General features: G+C 41.2%; 14 protein-coding genes. 3 read left to right on the forward strand and 11 right to left on the reverse strand.

All coding sequences use genetic code 11. The features are described 5' to 3' along the window. Positions 1 to 123 precede the first annotated feature (123 nt). Positions 124 to 1,236, forward strand: coding sequence for a D-TA family PLP-dependent enzyme (locus MJO53_RS05560; protein WP_252080780.1), 1,113 nt, complete (start codon positions 124 to 126; stop codon positions 1,234 to 1,236). A 3-nt stretch (positions 1,237 to 1,239) separates the two neighbouring features. On the opposite strand, the gene MJO53_RS05565 is transcribed toward MJO53_RS05560, so the two are convergent. From MJO53_RS05565 to MJO53_RS05590, 6 genes are all read right to left on the reverse strand, one after another. After that, the gene (locus tag MJO53_RS05565) at positions 1,240 to 2,262 is read right to left on the reverse strand and encodes a phytase (RefSeq protein WP_252080781.1); all 1,023 of its coding nucleotides are present in this window, start codon (positions 2,260 to 2,262) and stop codon (positions 1,240 to 1,242) included. Between the two features lie 113 nt (positions 2,263 to 2,375). Then, positions 2,376 to 5,267, reverse strand: a complete 2,892-nt coding sequence (locus MJO53_RS05570) for a TonB-dependent receptor (protein WP_252080782.1) — start codon at positions 5,265 to 5,267, stop codon at positions 2,376 to 2,378. Between the two features lie 180 nt (positions 5,268 to 5,447). After that, the gene (locus tag MJO53_RS05575) at positions 5,448 to 7,031 is read right to left on the reverse strand and encodes a tetratricopeptide repeat protein (protein ID WP_252080783.1); all 1,584 of its coding nucleotides are present in this window, start codon (positions 7,029 to 7,031) and stop codon (positions 5,448 to 5,450) included. A 142-nt stretch (positions 7,032 to 7,173) separates the two neighbouring features. Beyond that, positions 7,174 to 7,434 carry a 50S ribosomal protein L27 gene (rpmA, locus tag MJO53_RS05580; protein WP_224836214.1) on the reverse strand — a complete coding sequence of 87 codons (261 nt, stop codon included), beginning with the start codon at positions 7,432 to 7,434 and terminating at the stop codon, positions 7,174 to 7,176. A 24-nt stretch (positions 7,435 to 7,458) separates the two neighbouring features. Next, positions 7,459 to 7,986, reverse strand: coding sequence for a 50S ribosomal protein L21 (gene rplU, locus MJO53_RS05585; protein WP_252080784.1), 528 nt, complete (start codon positions 7,984 to 7,986; stop codon positions 7,459 to 7,461). Positions 7,987 to 8,081: 95 nt separating this feature from the next. Then, the gene (locus MJO53_RS05590) at positions 8,082 to 8,537 is read right to left on the reverse strand and encodes a DUF4199 domain-containing protein (protein ID WP_224836212.1); all 456 of its coding nucleotides are present in this window, start codon (positions 8,535 to 8,537) and stop codon (positions 8,082 to 8,084) included. A gap of 186 nt (positions 8,538 to 8,723) precedes the next feature. Here MJO53_RS05590 and MJO53_RS05595 point away from each other — a divergent pair, with 186 nt between their 5' ends. Together MJO53_RS05595 and MJO53_RS05600 are read left to right on the forward strand one after the other, a co-directional pair. Beyond that, positions 8,724 to 10,046 (forward strand): M16 family metallopeptidase, encoded by a 1,323-nt coding sequence (locus MJO53_RS05595; RefSeq protein ID WP_252080785.1) that lies wholly within the window; start codon positions 8,724 to 8,726, stop codon positions 10,044 to 10,046. 1 nt (position 10,047) lies between these two features. Continuing rightward, positions 10,048 to 12,120: a M16 family metallopeptidase gene (locus MJO53_RS05600; protein ID WP_252080786.1), complete on the forward strand. Its 2,073-nt coding sequence runs from the start codon at positions 10,048 to 10,050 to the stop codon at positions 12,118 to 12,120. A gap of 154 nt (positions 12,121 to 12,274) precedes the next feature. Here the strand turns inward: MJO53_RS05600 and MJO53_RS05605 are convergent, their stop codons facing one another. The 5 genes from MJO53_RS05605 to MJO53_RS05625 all read right to left on the reverse strand — a co-directional run bounded on the left by MJO53_RS05605 (position 12,275) and on the right by MJO53_RS05625 (position 21,082). After that, positions 12,275 to 12,553: a F0F1 ATP synthase subunit epsilon gene (locus MJO53_RS05605; protein ID WP_224836209.1), complete on the reverse strand. Its 279-nt coding sequence runs from the start codon at positions 12,551 to 12,553 to the stop codon at positions 12,275 to 12,277. An 88-nt stretch (positions 12,554 to 12,641) separates the two neighbouring features. Further along, entirely contained in the window at positions 12,642 to 14,150 is a 1,509-nt protein-coding gene (atpD, locus tag MJO53_RS05610; protein WP_252080787.1) for a F0F1 ATP synthase subunit beta, read from the reverse strand. 162 nt (positions 14,151 to 14,312) lie between these two features. Then, a complete protein-coding gene (locus tag MJO53_RS05615; RefSeq protein WP_252080788.1) occupies positions 14,313 to 17,075 on the reverse strand; it encodes a TonB-dependent receptor in 2,763 nt (920 codons plus the stop codon). A gap of 205 nt (positions 17,076 to 17,280) precedes the next feature. Further along, positions 17,281 to 19,128 (reverse strand): glutamine--fructose-6-phosphate transaminase (isomerizing), encoded by a 1,848-nt coding sequence (glmS, locus tag MJO53_RS05620; protein WP_252080789.1) that lies wholly within the window; start codon positions 19,126 to 19,128, stop codon positions 17,281 to 17,283. Positions 19,129 to 19,252: 124 nt separating this feature from the next. Further along, positions 19,253 to 21,082, reverse strand: a complete 1,830-nt coding sequence (locus MJO53_RS05625; protein ID WP_252080790.1) for a DUF4270 domain-containing protein — start codon at positions 21,080 to 21,082, stop codon at positions 19,253 to 19,255. Positions 21,083 to 21,085 lie beyond the last annotated feature (3 nt).

A 21,085-nucleotide genomic window follows, 5' to 3' on the forward strand; every position in this document is an offset into this window, starting at 1 on the left:
TAATGTTCTTAAAGCTACAAAAAGAAATCCATTCGCTTATCCAACACAATCTCTGAATCAAACAAATAAAATTATCGTTCATCCCATTGTGATTGTTACCTTTAATCCCATAAATCTGGATATATGGACAGGGATTGGTACGTTATTAAAAATATTGAAACTGTGGATTCTCCATCCATAGCGCTCTACTTAGAAAATTTAAAGCACAATATTAACGAGATGGTCGATTTGATCGATGGTGACACGAATCGGTTGATGCCGCACATTAAAACCAACAAAATGCCCAAGGTACTGGAGCAAATGTTGGCAGCCGGCATATCCAACTTTAAGGCATCCACAATACCTGAAGCGGAAATAGCAGCAGAGGCCGGAGCTACATCTGTTTTGATCGCACATCAGCTTGTTGGGCCCAAGGTGGACCGTTTCCTTAGTTTGTCCAACCATTTTCCCAACACTGCCTTTTCCACCATTGTGGACAATATAGACAGTGCAGAGCTATTGAATTCGAAAGCTCGGGAGAAAGAGGCCTGTATCAGTATTTATATTGACATTAATAATGGCATGGACCGCTCTGGGATAGAAATAGGCCCGGGGTTGGATGAATTGATGGATTATCTAAAAATATGCAAATCTCTTTCCTTTAAAGGGCTACATGCGTACGATGGACATTTAAGGGATGTGGATTTTACTGTTAGAAAAGAAAAAATAGAGAAAGGTGTAAAGGATGTTGAAACTTATCTTGAGGCTCTGAAACCTGATTACCCTTTGGCCAAAATTATTTGTGGTGGAACTCCATCGTTCACCTCCCACCTGTTGGAAGAAACGCGAATTACGAGCCCGGGCACCTGTGTTCTTTGGGATTGGGGCTATGGGGATAAGCTGAGCGAACAAAATTTTAAACCAGCCGCTATTTTGGTCACACGAATTATTTCCAAACCTACGAAAGGCATAATTACAGTAGATCTAGGACATAAATCGGTGGCTGCGGAGAACCCGATCAACAAACGGGTAAAGTTCCTTAACCTGGACAATTACGAGTTACTTTCACAAAGTGAAGAGCACGGGGTGATCAAAGTGGAAGAGTGGAGCAAATTCAAGGTCGGTGATATCCTTTATGGCATCCCGTATCATATTTGCCCCACTATTAATCTTCATGATGAAGTTTCGGTAATCGAAAACGGTAAAAAAGTTGATGCTTGGGAAATTACCGCTCGAAAAAGGAAACTCAAATTCTAGGATTTATTTTAAGTCCAAGGCTTTGTTCAAATCATAAAAATAGAAGTCCTTTTCATCGTTCATGGCTACAAAAAGTCCGTTAGGGAACGTATTGTTCAACGGAACTGTCACCACATCACATCCATCGGTTTCCGTGGTGGACAGATTCACTGCTTTGATGAAACTGTTATCTTTTCTCGAGAAAATATTGAACTGACCACGTTGTTGGTCCGAAACAATGATGTAGCCCTCTCCATTTGGATATCTGGCAATGGCAATTCCTTCTATATCCTCTAAAAAGTGTTCGCCTCCAAAACAGGCCAACTCTTCATTACCCATACTAGGTTCTGCATAATATTTCTTAACACATTCACCTTCATCGGAATAATATACGTAGCCCAATTCGTTGTCCACAGCAATGGCTTCAATTTCTTTGCCACCAGTAAAGCTTCCAAATTTGCGAACCAAGTTGGCAGAAACCCCAGTACTGTCCGATTCCAATTTATATTGATATAAATAGGAGTCGCTAGGGCCAATTTTTCTTCCAACAATGGCATAAACCGATGAGTCTTTTGGGGATTTGTACAGGCTGATGCCCATAGCCAAACGGTTTTCGATGTTGGCCTCGTCTTCAAAAACAGGAAAACCACCACCATCCAACGGCTTCATTTCGGGCACGGAAAACAAACGAATTTGTTGCTTTTCCCTTTCGGTGAAGGCAATCACATCAACAGCGACCGAATCGTTCAATTGAAAACCATATTCCAAATCCACATTATTGGGACGTTGAATTCCGGTAATAGACTTTTCTTTGATGATTTTTCCGTTCAAATCGAAAGCATAGATGCCTCCATTTGTTTCTTTATCCGTACCGAAAACAATACTTTTTGATGCATCCTCTGGATTTATCCAAATGGCTGGGTCGTCTGTATCGTTCGGTGTTTTTTCAGTAATAACATCTGGTGCAATGGCAGGCAATTTGCTTCCTTGTTCTTTACAGGAAATTGCGGTCAACACCATTATTATTGGTATATATTTTTTAATCATGAGTTAAAAATTTATGTCTTATGTCAGTTCGAGCGCAGTCGAGAACGTTTCAATGCTCTAAGCATCTCGACTGAGCTCGATTTGACCTAGTATATAGAATATACTACCTGATTTTATTTTTTGAACAAATCGTACTTCAAGCCAAAAGTGAATCTTATACTGTAAAACTCAGCTTGTTGTGTTCTTTCCTTTACACTTTGGAAATAACGCAATGGTTGATTGGTGATATTGTTCACATCGGTATAGATCCTCAAGTTATTGGTGATGGCATAACTGGCGTTGAAATCCAAGAAGAACTGCGTATCGTAATATCTGTCCTCAAAAGCATTTCCACCAATCTCATCGATATAAGAATCGGAGAAGTTGGCTGAAAGTCTTGCACTGAATCTCTTATCGGCATAACCCAACGACCCGTTGAACATGTTTGGCGCTGTGTTTGGCAGATCCAAATCGGTACGCTCGTCACCATCTTCGTTACGGATACCATCCGCGCTTGAAGACAAATACGTATAATTCAAGTAGATGCTAAAGTTTCTGGCAAAGCCTGGCAAGAAATCCAATTGTCTTTGGAAAGATACCTCCGCACCGAAAATAGATGCTGAATCCCCATTTAAAGGTTGAAAAACATCATACCCTGTTGTTCCTGAACCAAATGAATCATCTTCTGCTTCTGTGATAAAAGTGTAGATGAAATCGTTGATTCTTTTATAGAACAACCCACCTGAAATAATACCTACACTTTCAAAATAGTGCTCTGCATTCAAGTCGAAATTCATGGAAGTGGTCGGGTCCAACTCAGGGTTTCCAACGATAACTTCTTCGTCCTCGTTAACAATCTCCGACCTAGGAATTAAATCCACGTAGTTTGGACGTGCCAGCGTTTTGGTCCAAGCAAAGCGTAGGATAGTGTTATTATTCAAATCGTATTTAAAGTGCAGTCCAGGCAAAAAGTTGGTATAGGAGTTCTCATCAGAAACAGGTTCTACCTCGATTCCCTCTTCTATTCCTGCATCTTCATCTTCTTCAATATACACCACTCGGTTTCCATCCGATTCGAGTTTTGTGTTTTCCACACGAAGACCTGCCAAAACACTCAACTTGTCGGTCAGCTTTTGGTTGAACATGGCGTAAGCGGCCAAAACATTTTCCTTTACTTCAAAGTTTCCTGGAAGGTATTCATCTGGCAAAGCTTCACCATTTGTAGTGTTCAAATCCAAAGAACCTAACCATTCTTCACTGGCAAAAGTACCTGCTTGGTATTTTTCTCCTGCCAAGAAATCTGAATCGGTGTAGTTTTTAACCGGAACAGCTCCCAAAGTAGGATACAAATCTTCCAAATCATATTCATAAAAGTCGTTGTCACGCATTTTTGTTTTAAAACGACCTCTACCACCAAATTTGATCGTACCTCCATTACCAAACAGATCCGCCGGTAATTCAAAATTCACAAAGAAGTTTATGTCTTCTTCCTCAGTATATTGGTTTTCGTTGGTGATCTCATCAAACTCAAAGTTGTCCATATTATTGAAATCACTTGGGTCGGATGCGGTCATTATTGGGTACTTTGGGTTACTATTGTCATTATTAACAATGTACTCCGCAGCATAGGCAGCGTATCGTTCGTTCAAACGCTCTTCGGAGGCTTTCGCGTAAGCTGCCATCCAATCCAGTTTTAATGAGCCGAACAAATGGTCTCCACCCAACGTGTAGTTTTGCATACGCTGGTCTTCCAATCGTCTGTTTTTGTTGCGTCCTCCAGCGATACCCCCTTTGGATTCGCGAACTGCTTCAATAGGAAAACGAGTCGGGACTCCATTGGTAATGGTAAAATCCTCTGCTTCAATATCCTCTCCATCCAAAATTTCTTGTGCGAAGGCAAATCTATTTTCACGATCATCCCTCCAATTGTACATGGTTTTTAGGTAGATATTATTGGCTGCATTGATCTGATAATCAAAATTGGCAGAAAAGCTTCTTCTCACCCTTTGTACCAAATATGTTCTTTGTTCGGTTACATTGGTGTAAGGGTCCACATCAACTTCTTCCAAAATAGGCTCTCCCTCTTCGTCTTCCAATCCAGTATTGTATTCGAACTCGTCGTTCCATTCGGCCTCAATGTTGTCGGAACCAAAATCATTGTCGTTGATGGTTGCAGAGAACATATAACCAAATTTACCATCGTTGGTACGGTCACCCACCAAAATGGATCCGTTCCAAATTCGTTTATCGGTGATAAAGTTTACACCAGATCCCGCAGTCGCAGAAAGTCTGAATCCTTGAGGTGCAGTTCTGGTTACCAAGTTTACAGAACCACCCAAAGCGTCACCGTCCATATCTGGGGTTACGGCCTTGTTCACTTCGATGGTCTGAATCATGTCAGAAGGAATAAGGTCCATCTGAATATTTCTATTGTCAGACTCCGCAGAAGGAATTCTACTACCATTTAAGGTAACTGAGTTTAATTGTGGAGAAAGACCACGAACAATAATGTTCCTTGCTTCCCCTTGGTCTACTTGCATGGTGATACCGGGAATACGTTTTATGGCATCACCTATATTGGCATCTGGAAATTTACCAATTTGGTCGGTTGACACCACATTGGTAATGTTCATGTTTGTTCTTTGGGTATTCAAAGCTTTGGACTGACCACTCAATCCGTAAGCACTTACCTGAACTTCGTCCAGCTCTACATTGGAAGGGTTCAATACAATGCTAACGGCAGTTGTTCGACCTGCTGTTACCGCAACTTCTTGCTCCACATCGGTGTATCCCATATAGGTAATGGAAAGTGTATAGGATCCCTCAGGAATGCCAACAAGAGTGAATTTTCCATCAAAATTGGATATTGCTCCTTTGGAAATGGATTCAATATAAACATTAGCTCCAGGAACATAAATACCGTTTTTATCGGTAATGGTGCCTTGGATGTTTCCTGATTGTGCTTGCCCAAGTGCTGTTCCGAGCACTAAAAACAGCGTTACATAAAAGAGTTTTGTTAGGTTCATCAGTTGAAATTTGAATTACATTACTTAGTCACCCAAAACTATGTATATCAACTCTTTATGATTTAAACTAAAAGAGAACAAAAGGGAAACAAATCGAAAAATGGCTATAAACATCAAGGCAACAATTACAGTTTGTTTACATGCGATTAACTTTTTGTAAAGAGTTGAAGCAAAAAGTGACTAAAGGTCAACCATAAAGTTTACCAATTCCTCTTTTTGATCTATCGGCAATTTTTTTCTCAGACGGTAACGTGCCACTCGAACACTGTCTGGGGTTACCCTTAAAATGGAGGCAATCTCTTTTGATGATAAGTTCAAGCGTAACAACATGCCCAATCGGAGCTCGGCCGGAGACAAGCTATTTTCGGAAAGGGAGGACAATTTTTTAATGAATTCCGGATGGATTTCCTTGAAAAAGGACATGAACTCATCCCATTCGTTCTCTTCCTGAAGATTGTGATCTATTTCCTTGACCAAGGTTTTAATCTTTTCCGAAGTGTTCATGTTTTTTCGGGATGCGATATTGGTCAAGGTTGAGGAAAGATCCAACAAGATTTTGTTCTTTTGGGAAAGGTGTAAACTGTATCTGGATAAGGAAGAGGTTTTGAGTTGCACCTCACGTTGTAAATTTTTCTCCTCTATCGCTTTTTTCTCCAACTCTGCTTTAAGCATGCGTTGTTTATATTCCTGCAATTTGATTTTTGCTTCTTTTTTTCTTCCCAAATAGAAATATAAAATGGTGAGAATAGCTGCAATGGCAAACAATGCCACCCAAAGAACATTTTGATTCGCCCTGCTTACTTTTCCTTGTTCTTTCAGCAATTCAATTTCAGCTTCTTTTTTATTGGTCTCGAAAATGGTTTGAAGCACGTTCAACTGGTCACTGTTTTGGGAAGTGATCATTTGGTTGTTGAATTCCGACGCCGACAATAAATGGGAATGGGCTTTTTCATAGTCCCCCATCAAAGCATAGGTTTTGGACAAATCTTTGTGGGCGCTTTCCAGCTGATGTAAATCGTTGATTTCTTCAGCTAAATTCAATGATTTGACGGTAAACTCAAGAGCTTTGGTGTAATCCTTAGTTTTCCTGAAAACATCCCCTAAATTATTTAGAACATTGGATTCTTCGATCGAAAAACTGCCTTTGAAAAAAGTATAGGCCTTTTTAAAGTACAGATATGCCTTGTCGTATTCCTCGAGGTCCTCGTAGATACTCCCGATATTTTCATTGGTGCGTGCGATTCCTGTTGAGTCTTTCAATTTTTGAAAAAGTGAAAGACTTTGGAATTGGTCCTCTAAAGCTTCTGGGTACTCCGATTGTTTTTCGTGACTTGCTCCCAACAAGCCCAAAGATGAAGCCAACCCGGCATCATATTTAAGTTCTCGGGCCGATTTCATGGATTCGGTAAAATACTGTTCGGCCAATTCAAATTTATTGAGTGCCAGATACACTCGACCTATGTTATTGTTCAGCGTAATGAACAGTGGGTCGTTTAAGGCGGTACCCAATTGATTTAATGCCAGATTGTATTGTTCGGTGGCTTCGGAAAAGAGGCCTAAAGAATGGTAGTATTCGCCTAGTTTTAAATAGGCATCGGCTATTTCTTTATAGTTTTCTGGATACTGTTTGACATTTTCCAACTGTTCTTTGAGCGGAAAATAGGCTATCTGGTTTTCAGCAGTGGCTTGGGCAGGGCCAGTATATGGAAATAGGCAACAACCTATCCAAAAGAAAATTAAAAATACCCTATTTTGATTGCCCACCACTTGCGTTTGAAATAAACCTACAAGTAAATCAATCGGACTAAAAAGAATATTACGGCTAGGTTATAAAACCTTTAAAAGTAACGCAAAACAAAAAGGCTCCACTTTAGTGGAGCCTTTTAAAATTATAAAAGTCTTTGTCTTAAGCTTGGAAAGGCTCGATGGAAACAAAAGATTTACCACCTGACTTTTTCTCAAACTTTACAATACCATCAACCTTGGCATGCAAGGTATGGTCTTTTCCTGCGTATACATTGTCACCAGGGTTGTGCTTGGTACCACGTTGTCTTACAATAATGTTACCAGCTACAGCTGCCTGACCACCAAAAATCTTAACGCCAAGACGTTTCGATTCTGATTCTCTACCGTTTTTTGAACTACCTACACCTTTCTTGTGAGCCATGATATATAAATTTTAGTTCGTGTCTTATTTACTTAATGCTTCGATAAGCTCGGCTTTCTTCATAGAAGAGTAACCGGTGATATCTTGTGCTTTTGCCAATTCTCTCAATTCAGCAACAGTTTTGGAACTTAAATCCTCTGTTGCTTTTGGAGCTTCTTTTTTGGGAGCTGCTGCTTTTGCTTCTGCCTTTTTAGCTTCAGCTGCAGGTTTTGCCTTAGCTGGGGCTGCTTTTTTAGCACCTTTAGCTACAATACCTTCAACAACGATTTCAGTCAAATATTGTCTGTGACCGTTTTTCTTGCGGTAACCTTTACGTCTTTTCTTTTTGAAAACGATTACCTTATCTCCTTTAAGGTGTTTAACCACTTTGGCTTCTACAGCCGCACCTTCTATGACCGGGGCGCCAATGGTTACGTTACCACCATCTTCCAAAAGAAGTACTTTATCGAAAGTAACTTTTTTACCTTCTTCTTCTTGCAAACGGTGAACGTACACTTTCTGGTCTTTTGCAACTTTAAATTGCTGCCCTGCCATCTCTACAATTGCGTACATAATGCGTTAATTAGATTAAAATTACTTCGCTTTATTAAAATAAGCGGGTGCAAATATACTGCTAAATCCTTAATCCACAAGTATTCTTAATGGATTTAGCCCATAATTTTTTTAGAGTTATTACTGGTTTTAAAAAGTTGCATAAAAGAAAGTGTCAAAACCAAGGTCGTGGCAAACCCCATAATGGCAACGGTAAAAAAGACAATTCCTTGAAAATTTTGATAATCACTGGCCCAAGCGGTCGAAAGATTATCCAAAAATACACTGTCCAGTTCCGTTGCATAAAACGCGAAGAATATGGTAAATAACAGAGTAGCAACAAATCCAGTGGTTATACCTGCTGTAAATCCTTTGCCGTAACTAAAGCCTTTTCCCTGTTTAATCTTGGTATACTTGATGGTCTCATAGATGCCAAATCCGGTAATTATCCCATTAAAAAGACTATAAAACACATTGGTATGTTTACCCATTAAGGCCAAAATCAAAAAATACGCTATCAGTACAGCGCTGGTAACTATCCCAAATCGAATAGGAAGAGTTAAATTTTTCATGTGATTTCTTTTTGGATTCATTGTATAATTTACTGAATGTTTGTGAATTATCCCACATTTTTAAACCCAAAGACCTATATAAACTCCTTATGCCCGATAAAATTATTTTATATTTATCGTAACATCCAAGTTAAAATGGATACCAACCTCGTAGCAACATCAAATATTTTAATACTAACTATTACAATGAAAAAACATTTGTTTACAGCATTTACTATGCTCTTTGCCGTAGCACTGATCTCTGCCCAGGAGGTGGTGTTCGAGGAGTATGATTTGGACAATGGGCTGCATGTGATCCTTCATCAGGACAATGGCGCCCCGGTGGTCACTACATCGGTAATGTACCATGTGGGATCTAAGGATGAAGATCCCGACAAAACAGGATTTGCTCATTTTTTTGAACATCTTCTTTTTGAAGGGACCAAAAACATTGAACGGGGCGAATGGGATCAAATTGTTTCAGCAAATGGCGGAAGGGCCAATGCCAACACTTTTTTAGATCGCACCTATTATTATGAAGTATTTCCTTCGAATAGTTTGGAAGTAGGCCTTTGGTTGGAATCTGAGCGTCTAATGCACCCAATTATAGGTCAGGTGGGCGTGGATACCCAAAAAGAGGTGGTCCAAGAAGAGAGAAGACTGAGAACGGACAATGCTCCGTACGGCGCTTTTTTTGAGCAAATTTTAAAAAATCTATACAAGGATCACCCTTACCGATGGGGCGTAATCGGTTCGTTAGATCATTTGGCGAGCGCCACCTTGGAGGATTTTAAAAAATTCAATCAAACATATTATGTGCCCAATAATGGAGTTTTGGTAGTTGCCGGTGATTTTGAGATGGATAAGACCAAAAAAATGATCGAGGATTATTTTGGGCCCATCCCAAGAGGTGCGGAGATACCAAGACCAAATATAAAAGAAGAGCCAATCACAAAAACTATCTTTGCCAAATACCACGATCCCAATATCCAAATACCGGCCATTTTATTGGCGTACCGAACACCTGGCCAGGGACAGAGAGAGGCTTATGTGATCAATATGATCTCTACCTATTTGAGCAGCGGTGAAAGCTCTAAACTTTATAAAAAATTGGTGGACGAGAAAAAAATGGCCCTACAGATTCTTTCCGTTCCGATCGATGCAGAGGATTATAGCTCCTACATTGTTGGTGGCCTTCCGGTAGGGGACAACTCCATCCAGGATATCAAAAAAGAAATTGATGAAGAAATCCTTAAGCTTCAAATGGAATTGATTTCCGAAAAGGATTATCAAAAACTTCAGAACAAGTTCGAAAATCAATTTGTAAACGCGAACAGCAGTGTGGAGGGAATCGCCAATTCATTGGCCGAAAATTACATGTTGAAGGACGACACCAACCTCATCAATACAGAAATAGATATTTACCGTTCCATTACCCGAGAAGAAATTATGGAGGTGGCCAAAAAATATTTAAAGGTGAACCAACGTGTTGAATTGGAGTATTTACCAGAACAAAAAGACGCTAATTAAAATGAAAAAGTATTTAGTTTTAACCGTGCTGTCCTTGTTTATGACAGCCGCTTACACGCAAATAGACAGGAGCACACAGCCGAAACCTGGCCCTGCTCCAAAAATCAACCTAAAAGAGCCTGCGCGTTTCGAACTTAAAAATGGGCTAAAAGTGCTTGTTGTCGAAAATCATAAATTGCCCAGGGTCCGCATCCAATTATCTATAGACAACCCTCCTATTATGGAAGGGGATAAAGCTGGCGTGTCCGCCCTTACCGGAAGTTTACTGGGCAAAGGCTCCAAAAATATTCCAAAAGATGAGTTTTATGAAGAAGTTGACTTTTTGGGCGCCAACATTTTTATTGGGGACCAAAGTGCCTTTGCAAGTTCACTATCCAAATATTTTCCAAGAATTCTAGAGTTAATGGCCGATGCCGCGCTAAACCCGAATTTTACCCAAGAGGAGTTTGATAAGGAAAAAGAGAAAATTATCACTGGCATCAAATCGGAAGAGAAAGATGTTTCAGCGATTGCAGAAAGAGTTCAGGCCGCTTTGGCCTACGGTAAAAACCACCCGTATGGTGAATTTATGACGGAAGAGACCGTAAACAATGTTTCCCTGGTAGATGTGGAGCAATTTTACAGGTCCTATTTTGTGCCCGCCAATGCCTATTTGGTAGTGATCGGCGATGTTGAGTTCGATACGGTAAAGGAATTGGTTACAAAGGCCTTTACCCCATGGTCCAAAGCCGCGCCGCCATCTTTCACCTATTCCGACCCCAAAGATGTACAATACACCCAGATCAACTTTGTTGATGTACCCAACGCCGTACAATCCGAGGTAGCCGTGGAGAACCTTACCCACTTAACAATGAAGGATGAAGACTACCTGGACGCTCTTTTGGCCAACAGAATTTTAGGAGGCGGAATGCAGTCCAGATTGTTTCAAAACTTAAGAGAGGACAAAGGATACACCTATGGTGCCTATTCTGGCATCAGGGCAAACAAATATAGCCCTATGAGATTTGATGCCTTTGCACAGGTTCGAAATATGGTTACCGATAGCTCGGTTGTGGAAATATTGAAAGAAATCCAAACTATAACTTCCGAGCCGGTTTCGGATCAAGAGTTGGCCAACGCCAAGGCAAAATATGCAGGTAGCTTTGTAATGGCCTTGGAAAAACCGGAAACGGTAGCACAATATGCCTTGAATATTGAAACACAAGACCTTCCACAAGATTTTTATAAAACTTACTTGGAACGATTGGATGCCATTACCAAAGAAGATGTACAAAAGGCCGCGCAAAAGCACTTTACTACTTCAAATGCTCGCATAGTGGTTACTGGCAAGGGCAGCGATGTTTTGGAAAACTTGGAAAAGGTGACTTTTAATGGAAAAACCGTACCCGTGCTATACTACGACAAATATGCCAATAAAACAGCAAAGCCAGATTACACTGCTGGTATTCCAGAGGGCATGGATGCCAATACTGTTTTGACAAACTATATAAAGGCTGTTGGCGGTAAATCCAAATTAGAAGGCGTTAACTCATATTCCATGATTGCTGAAGCTGAAATGCAAGGTATGAAGTTGGAGCTGGAAATGAAAAAGACTACCAAAGATCAGTTTATGCAAGATGTAAAAATGCAGGGCAATTCCATGCAAAAACAGGTTTTGGACGGAGATTCCGGTTATATGATAGTTCAAGGCCAGCGTAAAGACCTTTCACCCGAAGAAATCGCAAAGATAAAGGAAGAAGCCGCAGCATTCCCGGAGCTCAACTATTTGGCCGCCGGCGATGTTACCTTGGAAGGTGTGGAGCCTGTTGGTGATTCCAAAGCATACAAGCTAAAAATAAGCGATAACAAAACAGCTTTTTATGATGTGGAAACTGGACTAAAGGTACAAGAAACCAATACACAGGAAGTACAAGGACAACAAGTAACCAGCACCATTGGATTCGATGATTACCAGGAAGTATCCGGCATTAAATTCCCGTTCAAGTTAATACAAAGTATGGGACCTCAAAATATGGAGTTTATTGTAAAAGAAATCAAAGTTAACGAGGGTGTAGAAGCCACTGACTTTAAATAAGATATACTTTGATTCCATTAAAAAGGCGCCCAAAAAGGGCGCCTTTTTTTATGATTATTCTTGATTATTTAAAAAAACTTGCCCCTAACAATATTAGCTCAAAACAAAAAGCCGCTCCAATGGAACGGCTTTTTTATGAATGAATTCATTTATTTTAATCAGCTAGGACGATTACTTTATTGTCCTTCATCTCCACGGTACCACTCGATATTGCCAAAACTGTTTCCCCATTGTTTCCTTTGGAAAACTTATCGGCAAAATCCTCATCAATGGTGATGTTACCTTTCACTTTTACGTTTCCAGCTTGCAAAAGAGATACAATAGGTGCGTGGTTCTCTAACATCTGAAATTCTCCATTTACTCCTGGTACGGTAACCGAGGTTACGTCTCCTGAGAATAAAGTAGCTTCGGGTGATACTATTTCTAAATACATATTTATTAGTATTGAGATATTAGATGTGAGCATTGAGATATGAGTAAAAAGAAATCTAACTACTCAATACTAGCATCTGAAATCTTTTTTAGGCTTCCGCCAACATTTTCTCTCCAGCCTCGATAGCTTCCTCGATGGTACCTTTAAGGTTGAAAGCAGATTCCGGTAGGTGATCCAATTCACCGTCCATAATCATATTAAATCCTTTGATGGTCTCTTTAATATCAACCAATACCCCTGGAATACCAGTAAACTGCTCAGCTACGTGGAAAGGCTGAGATAAGAAACGTTGCACACGTCTAGCTCTACCTACGGCCAATTTATCTTCTTCAGAAAGTTCTTCCATACCCAAGATGGCAATAATATCCTGAAGCTCTTTATAACGTTGCAACAACTCTTTTACACGCTGTGCACAATCGTAGTGCTCTTTACCCAAAATCTCAGGAGTCAAGATCCTAGAAGTGGAATCCAAGGGATCCACAGCAGGATAAATACCCAACTCGGCAATTTTACGGGATAGTACGGTTGTTGCATCCAAGTGAGCAAATGTTGTAGCTGGTGCAGGATCCGTCAAGTCATCCGCAGGAACGTAAACCGCCTGTACAGATGTAATGGAACCTCTTTTTGTTGATGTAATCCTTTCCTGCATGGCACCCATCTCTGTTGCCAATGTTGGCTGGTAACCTACCGCAGATGGCATACGACCTAAAAGTGCGGACACCTCTGAACCTGCTTGGGTGAAACGGAAAATGTTATCTACGAAGAAAAGAACGTCCTTACCTTGTCCTTCTCCCGACCCATCACGGAAATACTCAGCAATCGTTAAACCGGACAATGCCACACGTGCACGAGCCCCGGGTGGTTCGTTCATCTGACCGAACACGAATGTTGCTTTGGAATCTTTCATTGCGGTTTTATCCACTTTGGATAGATCCCATCCGCCTTCTTCCATGGAGTGCAAGAAATCGTCTCCGTATTTTATAATGCCGGACTCCAACATTTCACGAAGCAAATCGTTTCCTTCACGAGTACGCTCCCCAACACCTGCGAACACGGACAAACCACCGTGACCTTTAGCAATGTTGTTGATCAACTCCTGGATCAATACGGTTTTACCTACCCCGGCACCACCGAACAATCCAATCTTACCTCCTTTTGCGTAAGGCTCGATAAGATCGATTACCTTAATACCTGTAAAAAGTACTTCTGTGGAAGTGGAAAGGTCTTCAAATTTCGGTGCTTCCCTGTGAATTGGAAGTCCATTGTCGCCAGTTCTAGGTAATTCTTCCAAACCATCGATAGCGTCACCGATCACATTAAAAAGACGTCCGTAAACATCTTCTCCGATTGGCATTTGGATTGGATTTCCGGTAGCTACTACCTCTACACCTCTGCTCAATCCATCGGTAGAGTCCATAGAAATGGTCCTTACTGTATTCTCACCAATGTGTGATTGTACTTCCAAAACCAATCTTGAGCCATCAGCTTTTGCAATTTCAAGGGAGTCATAAATTCTTGGGATCTCTACCCCTGATTCAAACTCAACATCAATGACCGGGCCTATAATTTGGGCAACCTTACCTGTTACTTTAGACATTAGTATGTTTATTTATAATTGAATACGCGGAAAATAACCGCTATTTTTTCGGCTGCAAAGATATGCTTTTACATTCTTATTCAGAAACTGATTTTCAGTTTTTTTTAAAGAAAAAAGGCGTTGGAAAACCCAACGCCTTTACTTTTTCTTTTTTACTACGGTTTAAGGGTTTATGGTCCAGGACAGATAATATATAGAACCTACAAAACCAGTACCAATCGCCGTGTAATATTCATCTCCCAAAATATTGGAACCACCTACTTTAAAGACAGATTTTAGAGATGGTACGGAATAATTGAGCTGTGCATCCAGCACGGTAAACGCAGGAATATCGCCATCGGCAAATGAAGCTTCCCAGAAATAGCTATCGCTCCACCTGTAATTTACATTGAATCCAAAGTTTTTGAACAACTCCGAATTTCCAAATGAAGCTTTCACCTTATGCTTTGGAGTGTTAAAATTTGTTCTTAAGTCAGGATATTTCCCTTCATCTATATCCAATTCAGCGAATGTATAGTTTACGCCAAGATCAAAGTTTCCTATTTTGGTATCTACCCCAAGAGTAGCGCCATAAGAATTTATATCGGCCTCTGAGTTGGTAAATGTTTGATATACTTGGTAATCTCCATTCTGTATAGCCAAGAGGGAAAGACCACCATCGCCTGCTTCACCATAAAAAGGTACAGCTGTAGTTGTGTTGGCCAAGAAATCGGAATAACTATTGTAATATCCGCTCAAATCAATGGTAAACCTGCCCACTTGTCCCCGATAACCTGCTTCGTAAGCAATAATTTCTTCAGGCTTAACAAGCGGCGTATTAACTGCCTCAGGAGCACCTGCTTGCAATGAGCTAGTTGAATAAGCGTTTTCGTAGGCTGCCCGACCAACAATTTCTACGGTAGCTGGTTGACCCAAATCATCTTGAGCTTTTTGACTTATATTAAAGGTACGCACATCCCTATCCAAGTTAGCTGGTGCAGAACCTACCAAAATGGCACGACCCGCATTTAAACCAATAAACAAATCCTGTGTTGTCGGGTTTCTAAAACCTTGCTGCACGGAAACCCTAAGATTATGGTTACGCTCCTCTCCCAATGTATAGGCAAAAGAAACCCTTGGTGAAAGGAAACCATCAAAAAACTCATTTTTATCGTAACGTGCAGACCCTGTGAATTTTAGACGATCGTCCAAGAATTTTTTCTGAACTTGTAGGTAAGCACCGTATTCGTTGTATTTGATCGGACCATCGATATCGGTAAAAATGGTTCCGTTGGAGTTCAGTTCATATTCCCTGAACGAACCTCCTATTTGAACATCTGCCCAATCATCAATTAAATGAGCCAGGTTATAGTTACCATTTACGTGACGGAATTTGGTCTTATCGATAAACTTGGCACCGGTCGTCAAGTCACCATCATTTACAACTGTATTAAAAGCACTTTGGAACGCAGGTGTGCCTGGAATTAATCGCCCTTGATCGGCAGCTTGCCTACCAGCAATATGTGCTTGGGCCGAAGCCTGTTCAGGAGTAAGTCCTGCTCCTTGAATTCCTCCTAGATAAGTAGGAATATAAGCCCCTGCATAATCTGTAAACCATTGAGTATCGGATTTCCAAGCCCTATTCACATTGATTGCCGCAAAACGCGTGTCGTACGCATCCCCGGAGTTCTCGGATACGATATATCCTCGGATAAAGAAGTTGTCGTTTTTGATCTCCAACTTATGCTGCTGCATGGTAAAGCCTGATACTGCGTAACGGTTTGCCCCTTGATAGATGGTTGTCCCCCTACCTATTCTACTGTTCAAAATTATTTCAAGATCATCCGCAAACGGCCTGTAGTGCAACGCAAAATCAGATTTTATACTTTCTGCTCCGTAGTCGGCCAAATCCGCCTCATCATACCCTGTTCTTGATATCAAAGCAGTTCCAACCGTTCCTGTTGGGAAACCAGCTGCGGCATCAAAATCCAACAAGGTAGAAACCTCATCACCATAAACGTTCAATCCGTCGTAAGCTGGATTGGAACGATCGGCCCCTGGGTTGTTTAAATCTACGCGACTATTGGCATGCCAATCTTCGCCCGTTAGTACCGAAAGGTTCGCCTTTATCGCAAGCTTGTCGCTAAAAGCGTGGGCAGCACGCACTCCAAAATCCTTATAAAAATTACTGCCGGCGGCATCTTGGGTAGTTACCCCTGCCTTGGCATAAGCACTGATTCCTTGAAAATCGAAAGGATTTTTACTTCTCATAAACAGAATACCGTTAAAGGCACCTGCACCATAAAGTGCGGAAGAGGCCCCTGGAAGGATTTCTACACTTTGCACATCCAACTCGGACATACCTACTAAGTTACCAAGAACAAAGTTCAGCCCGGGAGCTGTATTGTCCATGCCATCCACCAATTGCAAAAACCTGTTATTGGCAAAAGTGGCAAAACCTCTGGTGTTAATGGACTGGAACGTTAAACTGTTCGTGTTTATATCCACCCCTTTTAAATTTTGGAGACCCCCATAAAACGACTCTGCCGTGGTATTCTTAATTTCCTTTAGACCAAATCTTTCTACGGATACCGGCGATTCGAAGATACGCTCCGGGGTCCTCGAGGCAGAAATAACGATTTCGTCCAACATTGTATTGGCTGCCGAAAGCGTAATGGAAAGTGTTTGGTTGTTAGATGTTACATCGGTGGTAAAATCTGAAAATCCTATACTCGAAAATTGAAGTTTGAACGGGGGTGTTTCCGAAGTATTAAATGTAAAGTTTCCATCAAAGTCCGTAGTGGTTCCTTCTGCTTTGCCCACCAAAACCACGTTGGCGCCTGGTATGGGTTCATTGTTTTCATCAACTACTTTTCCCTGAACCGTAGTTTGACCGTAGGTGGCCAAACCAAGCAGCATTAGGGAAACAAACATAAGTTTTTTCATTTGCTATGGATTAGAGTTAATTTAGTTTATGTGCTTGTTTGTATCAAATGGGAAGATACATTTTTTTTTATTCCAATTATACAAATTTGAAAAAAATTATGCATGCATAATACTTTTTTGGCAAAAAAAAGTATCCATATCTACGTTTTCAACAAAAAAAGGAGCCCATATCGGCTCCTTTCTCCTAAAAATATGTTTTAAAAATTTATTCTACCGTTACCGATTTGGCCAAATTTCTTGGCTGATCTACGTTACAGCCCCTCATTACCGCAATATGATAGGATAACAATTGCAATGGGATTGTTGTGAGCAGAGGGGAGAGACTTTCCGATGTCTCCGGCACTTCGATGACATGATCTGCCAGCTCCTTTACCGATTGATCTCCTTCTGTTACAATAGCAATGATCCTGCCTTTTCTGGATTTGATTTCCTGAATATTGCTGACCACTTTTTCGTAATGTCCCTTTTTGGTAGCTATAACCACTACGGGCATTTGTTCATCGATCAAAGCGATTGGGCCGTGCTTCATTTCTGCTGCTGGATAACCTTCTGCATGAATGTAACTGATTTCTTTTAGCTTAAGCGCTCCTTCCAAGGCTACCGGAAAATTGTACCCCCTGCCCAAATACAAGCAGTTGGCCGAATCTTTGTACGTTTCGGAAATTTCCTCTACCAAGGGGTTGGACAACAAGGCCTTTTCCACTTTGGCGGGCACCGCTTCCAATTCAGTTAAATATTCATGAAATTTAGACTGGGAAAGTGTTCCTTTTTCCTGTGCCAGTTTTAATGCGATCAAACTCAACACCGTAATTTGGGTCGTAAACGCCTTGGTCGATGCCACCCCGATTTCCGGTCCGGCATGGGTATATGCACCGGCATGTGTTTCTCTTGCTATGGAAGACCCTACAACGTTGCACACTCCAAACACAAAAGCTCCTTTTTCTTTGGCCAATTTTATAGCTGCCAACGTATCGGCTGTTTCACCTGACTGCGATATGGCAATAAGGACGTCGTTTTCGGTTATCACGGGATTCCTGTACCTAAATTCCGAAGCGTATTCGACCTCCACAGGAATTCTTGCCATGTCCTCAAAAATATACTCGGCCACCAGACCTGCATGCCATGATGTACCGCACGCAACTATTATAATTCTGTTTGCATTCAAGAATTTTTCAAGGTTTTGATCGATCCCCGCCATTTTTATGATGCCCTTATCGGCCAACAAACGACCTCTGTAGGTATCCATAATAGCCTTGGGCTGCTCATAAATTTCTTTGAGCATAAAGTGATCGTATCCTCCTTTCTCAATCTCTTCAAGATTGAGCTGCAACTCCATAATGTTGGGATAGGCAATGGCATCATCCTTTATTTTTCGGAGTTTGATTTCCTTTCCGATACGCACAATGGCCATTTCTTCGTCTTCCAAATAAACGGCATTGTTCGTAAATTCTATAAATGGTGAAGCATCCGAAGCAATAAAATACTCGTTCTCTCCTATACCGATGGCAAGTGGACTTCCCAACTTGGCCACTACGATCTCATCTGGTTTGTTTTTGTCGAAAACAGCAATGGCATAAGCTCCAACAACCTGATTCAATGCTATCTGCACTGCTTTGCCCAGCTTAACCCCTTCTTTTTTCTTAACTTCTTCTATTAGATTGATGAGCACTTCGGTATCCGTATCGGATTCAAAAGAATACCCCCTTTTTATCAAAGCCTGTTTAATGGACTCGTAGTTTTCTATGATTCCATTGTGTATAATCACCAAGTCGCCAGAATTTGAATAATGGGGATGCGAGTTTACATCGTTCGGCACGCCGTGTGTAGCCCATCTTGTATGGCCCAAGCCCAACTTCCCTTTAATGGGTATCGTGGTCTCCGCCTTGTTTTTTAAATCCTCTACTTTGCCCTTGGTTTTGGCCAAATGGATGTTTTCTCCATCGAAAAGAGAAACACCGGCACTGTCGTACCCTCTGTATTCGAGTCTCTGTAACCCTTTGATTATAATTGGATAGGCATCTCTATGACCTATATAACCGACTATTCCACACATAAGTTTTTTTTTAATTAATAACCATCTGGGGGATTGGTCCTCAAATTTAAAATGTATACGTTAAAATATGCCGTTCTGGTTCTTTAAAACGATAAACGTTTAAAAAACTACGATAAATACAAGGTTAGTTGGCCTTAGTGTAGTAGATTTCAAGCTTTAGCTTTCGGTCTTCTTCTTCTGGGGCAACATTACTTCCATAGAGTATGGTTCCCAATGGGCTCATTGCGGCACCAACCGGATAATCTATCTCTTGCATGTCGCTCCCGAGCGCTTCTTGAACCGCGGTTAAAGCAATGTTCGGGGTTAAGGTCAAGCCCAATTTAGCGTTTACGGAATCCCTAACGATTATATTATTGATGTGCTCCGTAATACGAACCGTGTATTTTACACCTTGATTGTTGCTGGACTGCAACACTCCGTCGTGGCTCGCAAAATATCGCAACGAATTTGGTCCAGAATTCGGCGTTACATCCTCGTTGGCAATATTGTACAGGGGTAGATTGGTTTCTGCGTTGTACAGATAAAGCCTTGGCGGTTCGACCACGGAAGTTCCCAATGTCTCGCGATCCACGTAGAACACCAAATTTGCCTCGTTAATGATCCAATTGTTCTGCTTGATTTCATTGATGATCGTAGCGCCTCCGTTTTCCACTTCATCGAACAAACGCACCTCGGCAAGAGTGGCCCCTCCTTTTACATAAATTCGAGAAGCATTCTCTTCGGAATTCAATGCGCTCTCAATTTGTGAAGGAAGCATGTCGTTTTCGAACACGTTAACCGCATTTCCAGTAATCTGACCATTGGTATTGGCTACCAACAGACGAAGTGTAAAATCTTTCTCCGCGACCACAACTTCCTCAGCCTCGGCATCATAATCGTTATACTCGTAGGTAATAGTGATGTTGGCTTGGGTCAAATCCAACAAGAACATAAGTTGCTCCATATCGGACCCCGCTAAGTGGATACCTCTTATAAAATTTCTAAAATTGGATTGCCTCAACAACTCAGGCTGACCTTCTTTATCCAAAATGTTCTGTTGAAAAAAATCCGGGTTTAGGGGAATTCGAATGCCCGGGGCAATTCTACTCTCTACAACTGTTTGTGATTCATCTACATCTGCCGTATCGGGGTCATCTTCGGCAAAAACCAAGGTTTCGATATCGTCAATGGTTACTGTTTTTTGACCTTCGATTGACAATTCTTCGCCGATAAAAGCCGAAAAATCCTGATTGGAGTAATATTCTTGGGCTTCTTCAAAATTAGAATTCGGGTCCAAATCGCGCAAGAAGTAATTAGATTTGGAAACTGTCAATTCAAAAGTTTGGGTCCTATCGCCGTATATACTGTCCAAATCAAACCTATTGGGATAAATATTGGCAACAAATCCTTCGGCGGTGCCATCTTCGTTTGGGTCGTACGGATTGGAGCCAATGATCCTTTCCTGGTTATCGGTGACACCATCGCCATCGTAATCAGAATTTGGGTCTTCCGCATCCTCGCCACTTTCCAGTTCATCCGGAATACCATCACCATCAGAATCCGGCGAGGGGGCTGTTTGAAAAGGGATGTTCAAATACACTTCCTTTACTGTCTCGTTTTCCTCTACCGTTGTGGCATTATCGTCCGAGTCGGCCGTATCCTCCACCTCTTGCCTCAGGTCTCCAAAGGTTGGGGCTTCGGCGGACAATGCAAGTTGGGAAATTATGCTGGCTTTTCTTTGTCCATATACAGGGTCGTTGAATGTGCCCAGTTGGTACAAAGGCAATTTATTGGTCTGCACGGCAGTTATACCTTTATTAAAGGCAAAAACATCGTACTCTACTTTACCCGTACTGAAGGGTTCTCCTGCAACAACACCTTCGCCAATGGTGTCCATTTCATCATCACACGAAGCGATCAGCAAAAACAAAGTTCCAACAAGTGTCGCAACTTTGGTAATCTTGGAAAATCTCATTCA

The sequence above is a fragment of the Flagellimonas marinaquae genome (genome assembly GCF_023716465.1).
Lineage (GTDB): Bacteria > Bacteroidota > Bacteroidia > Flavobacteriales > Flavobacteriaceae > Flagellimonas > Flagellimonas alginolytica.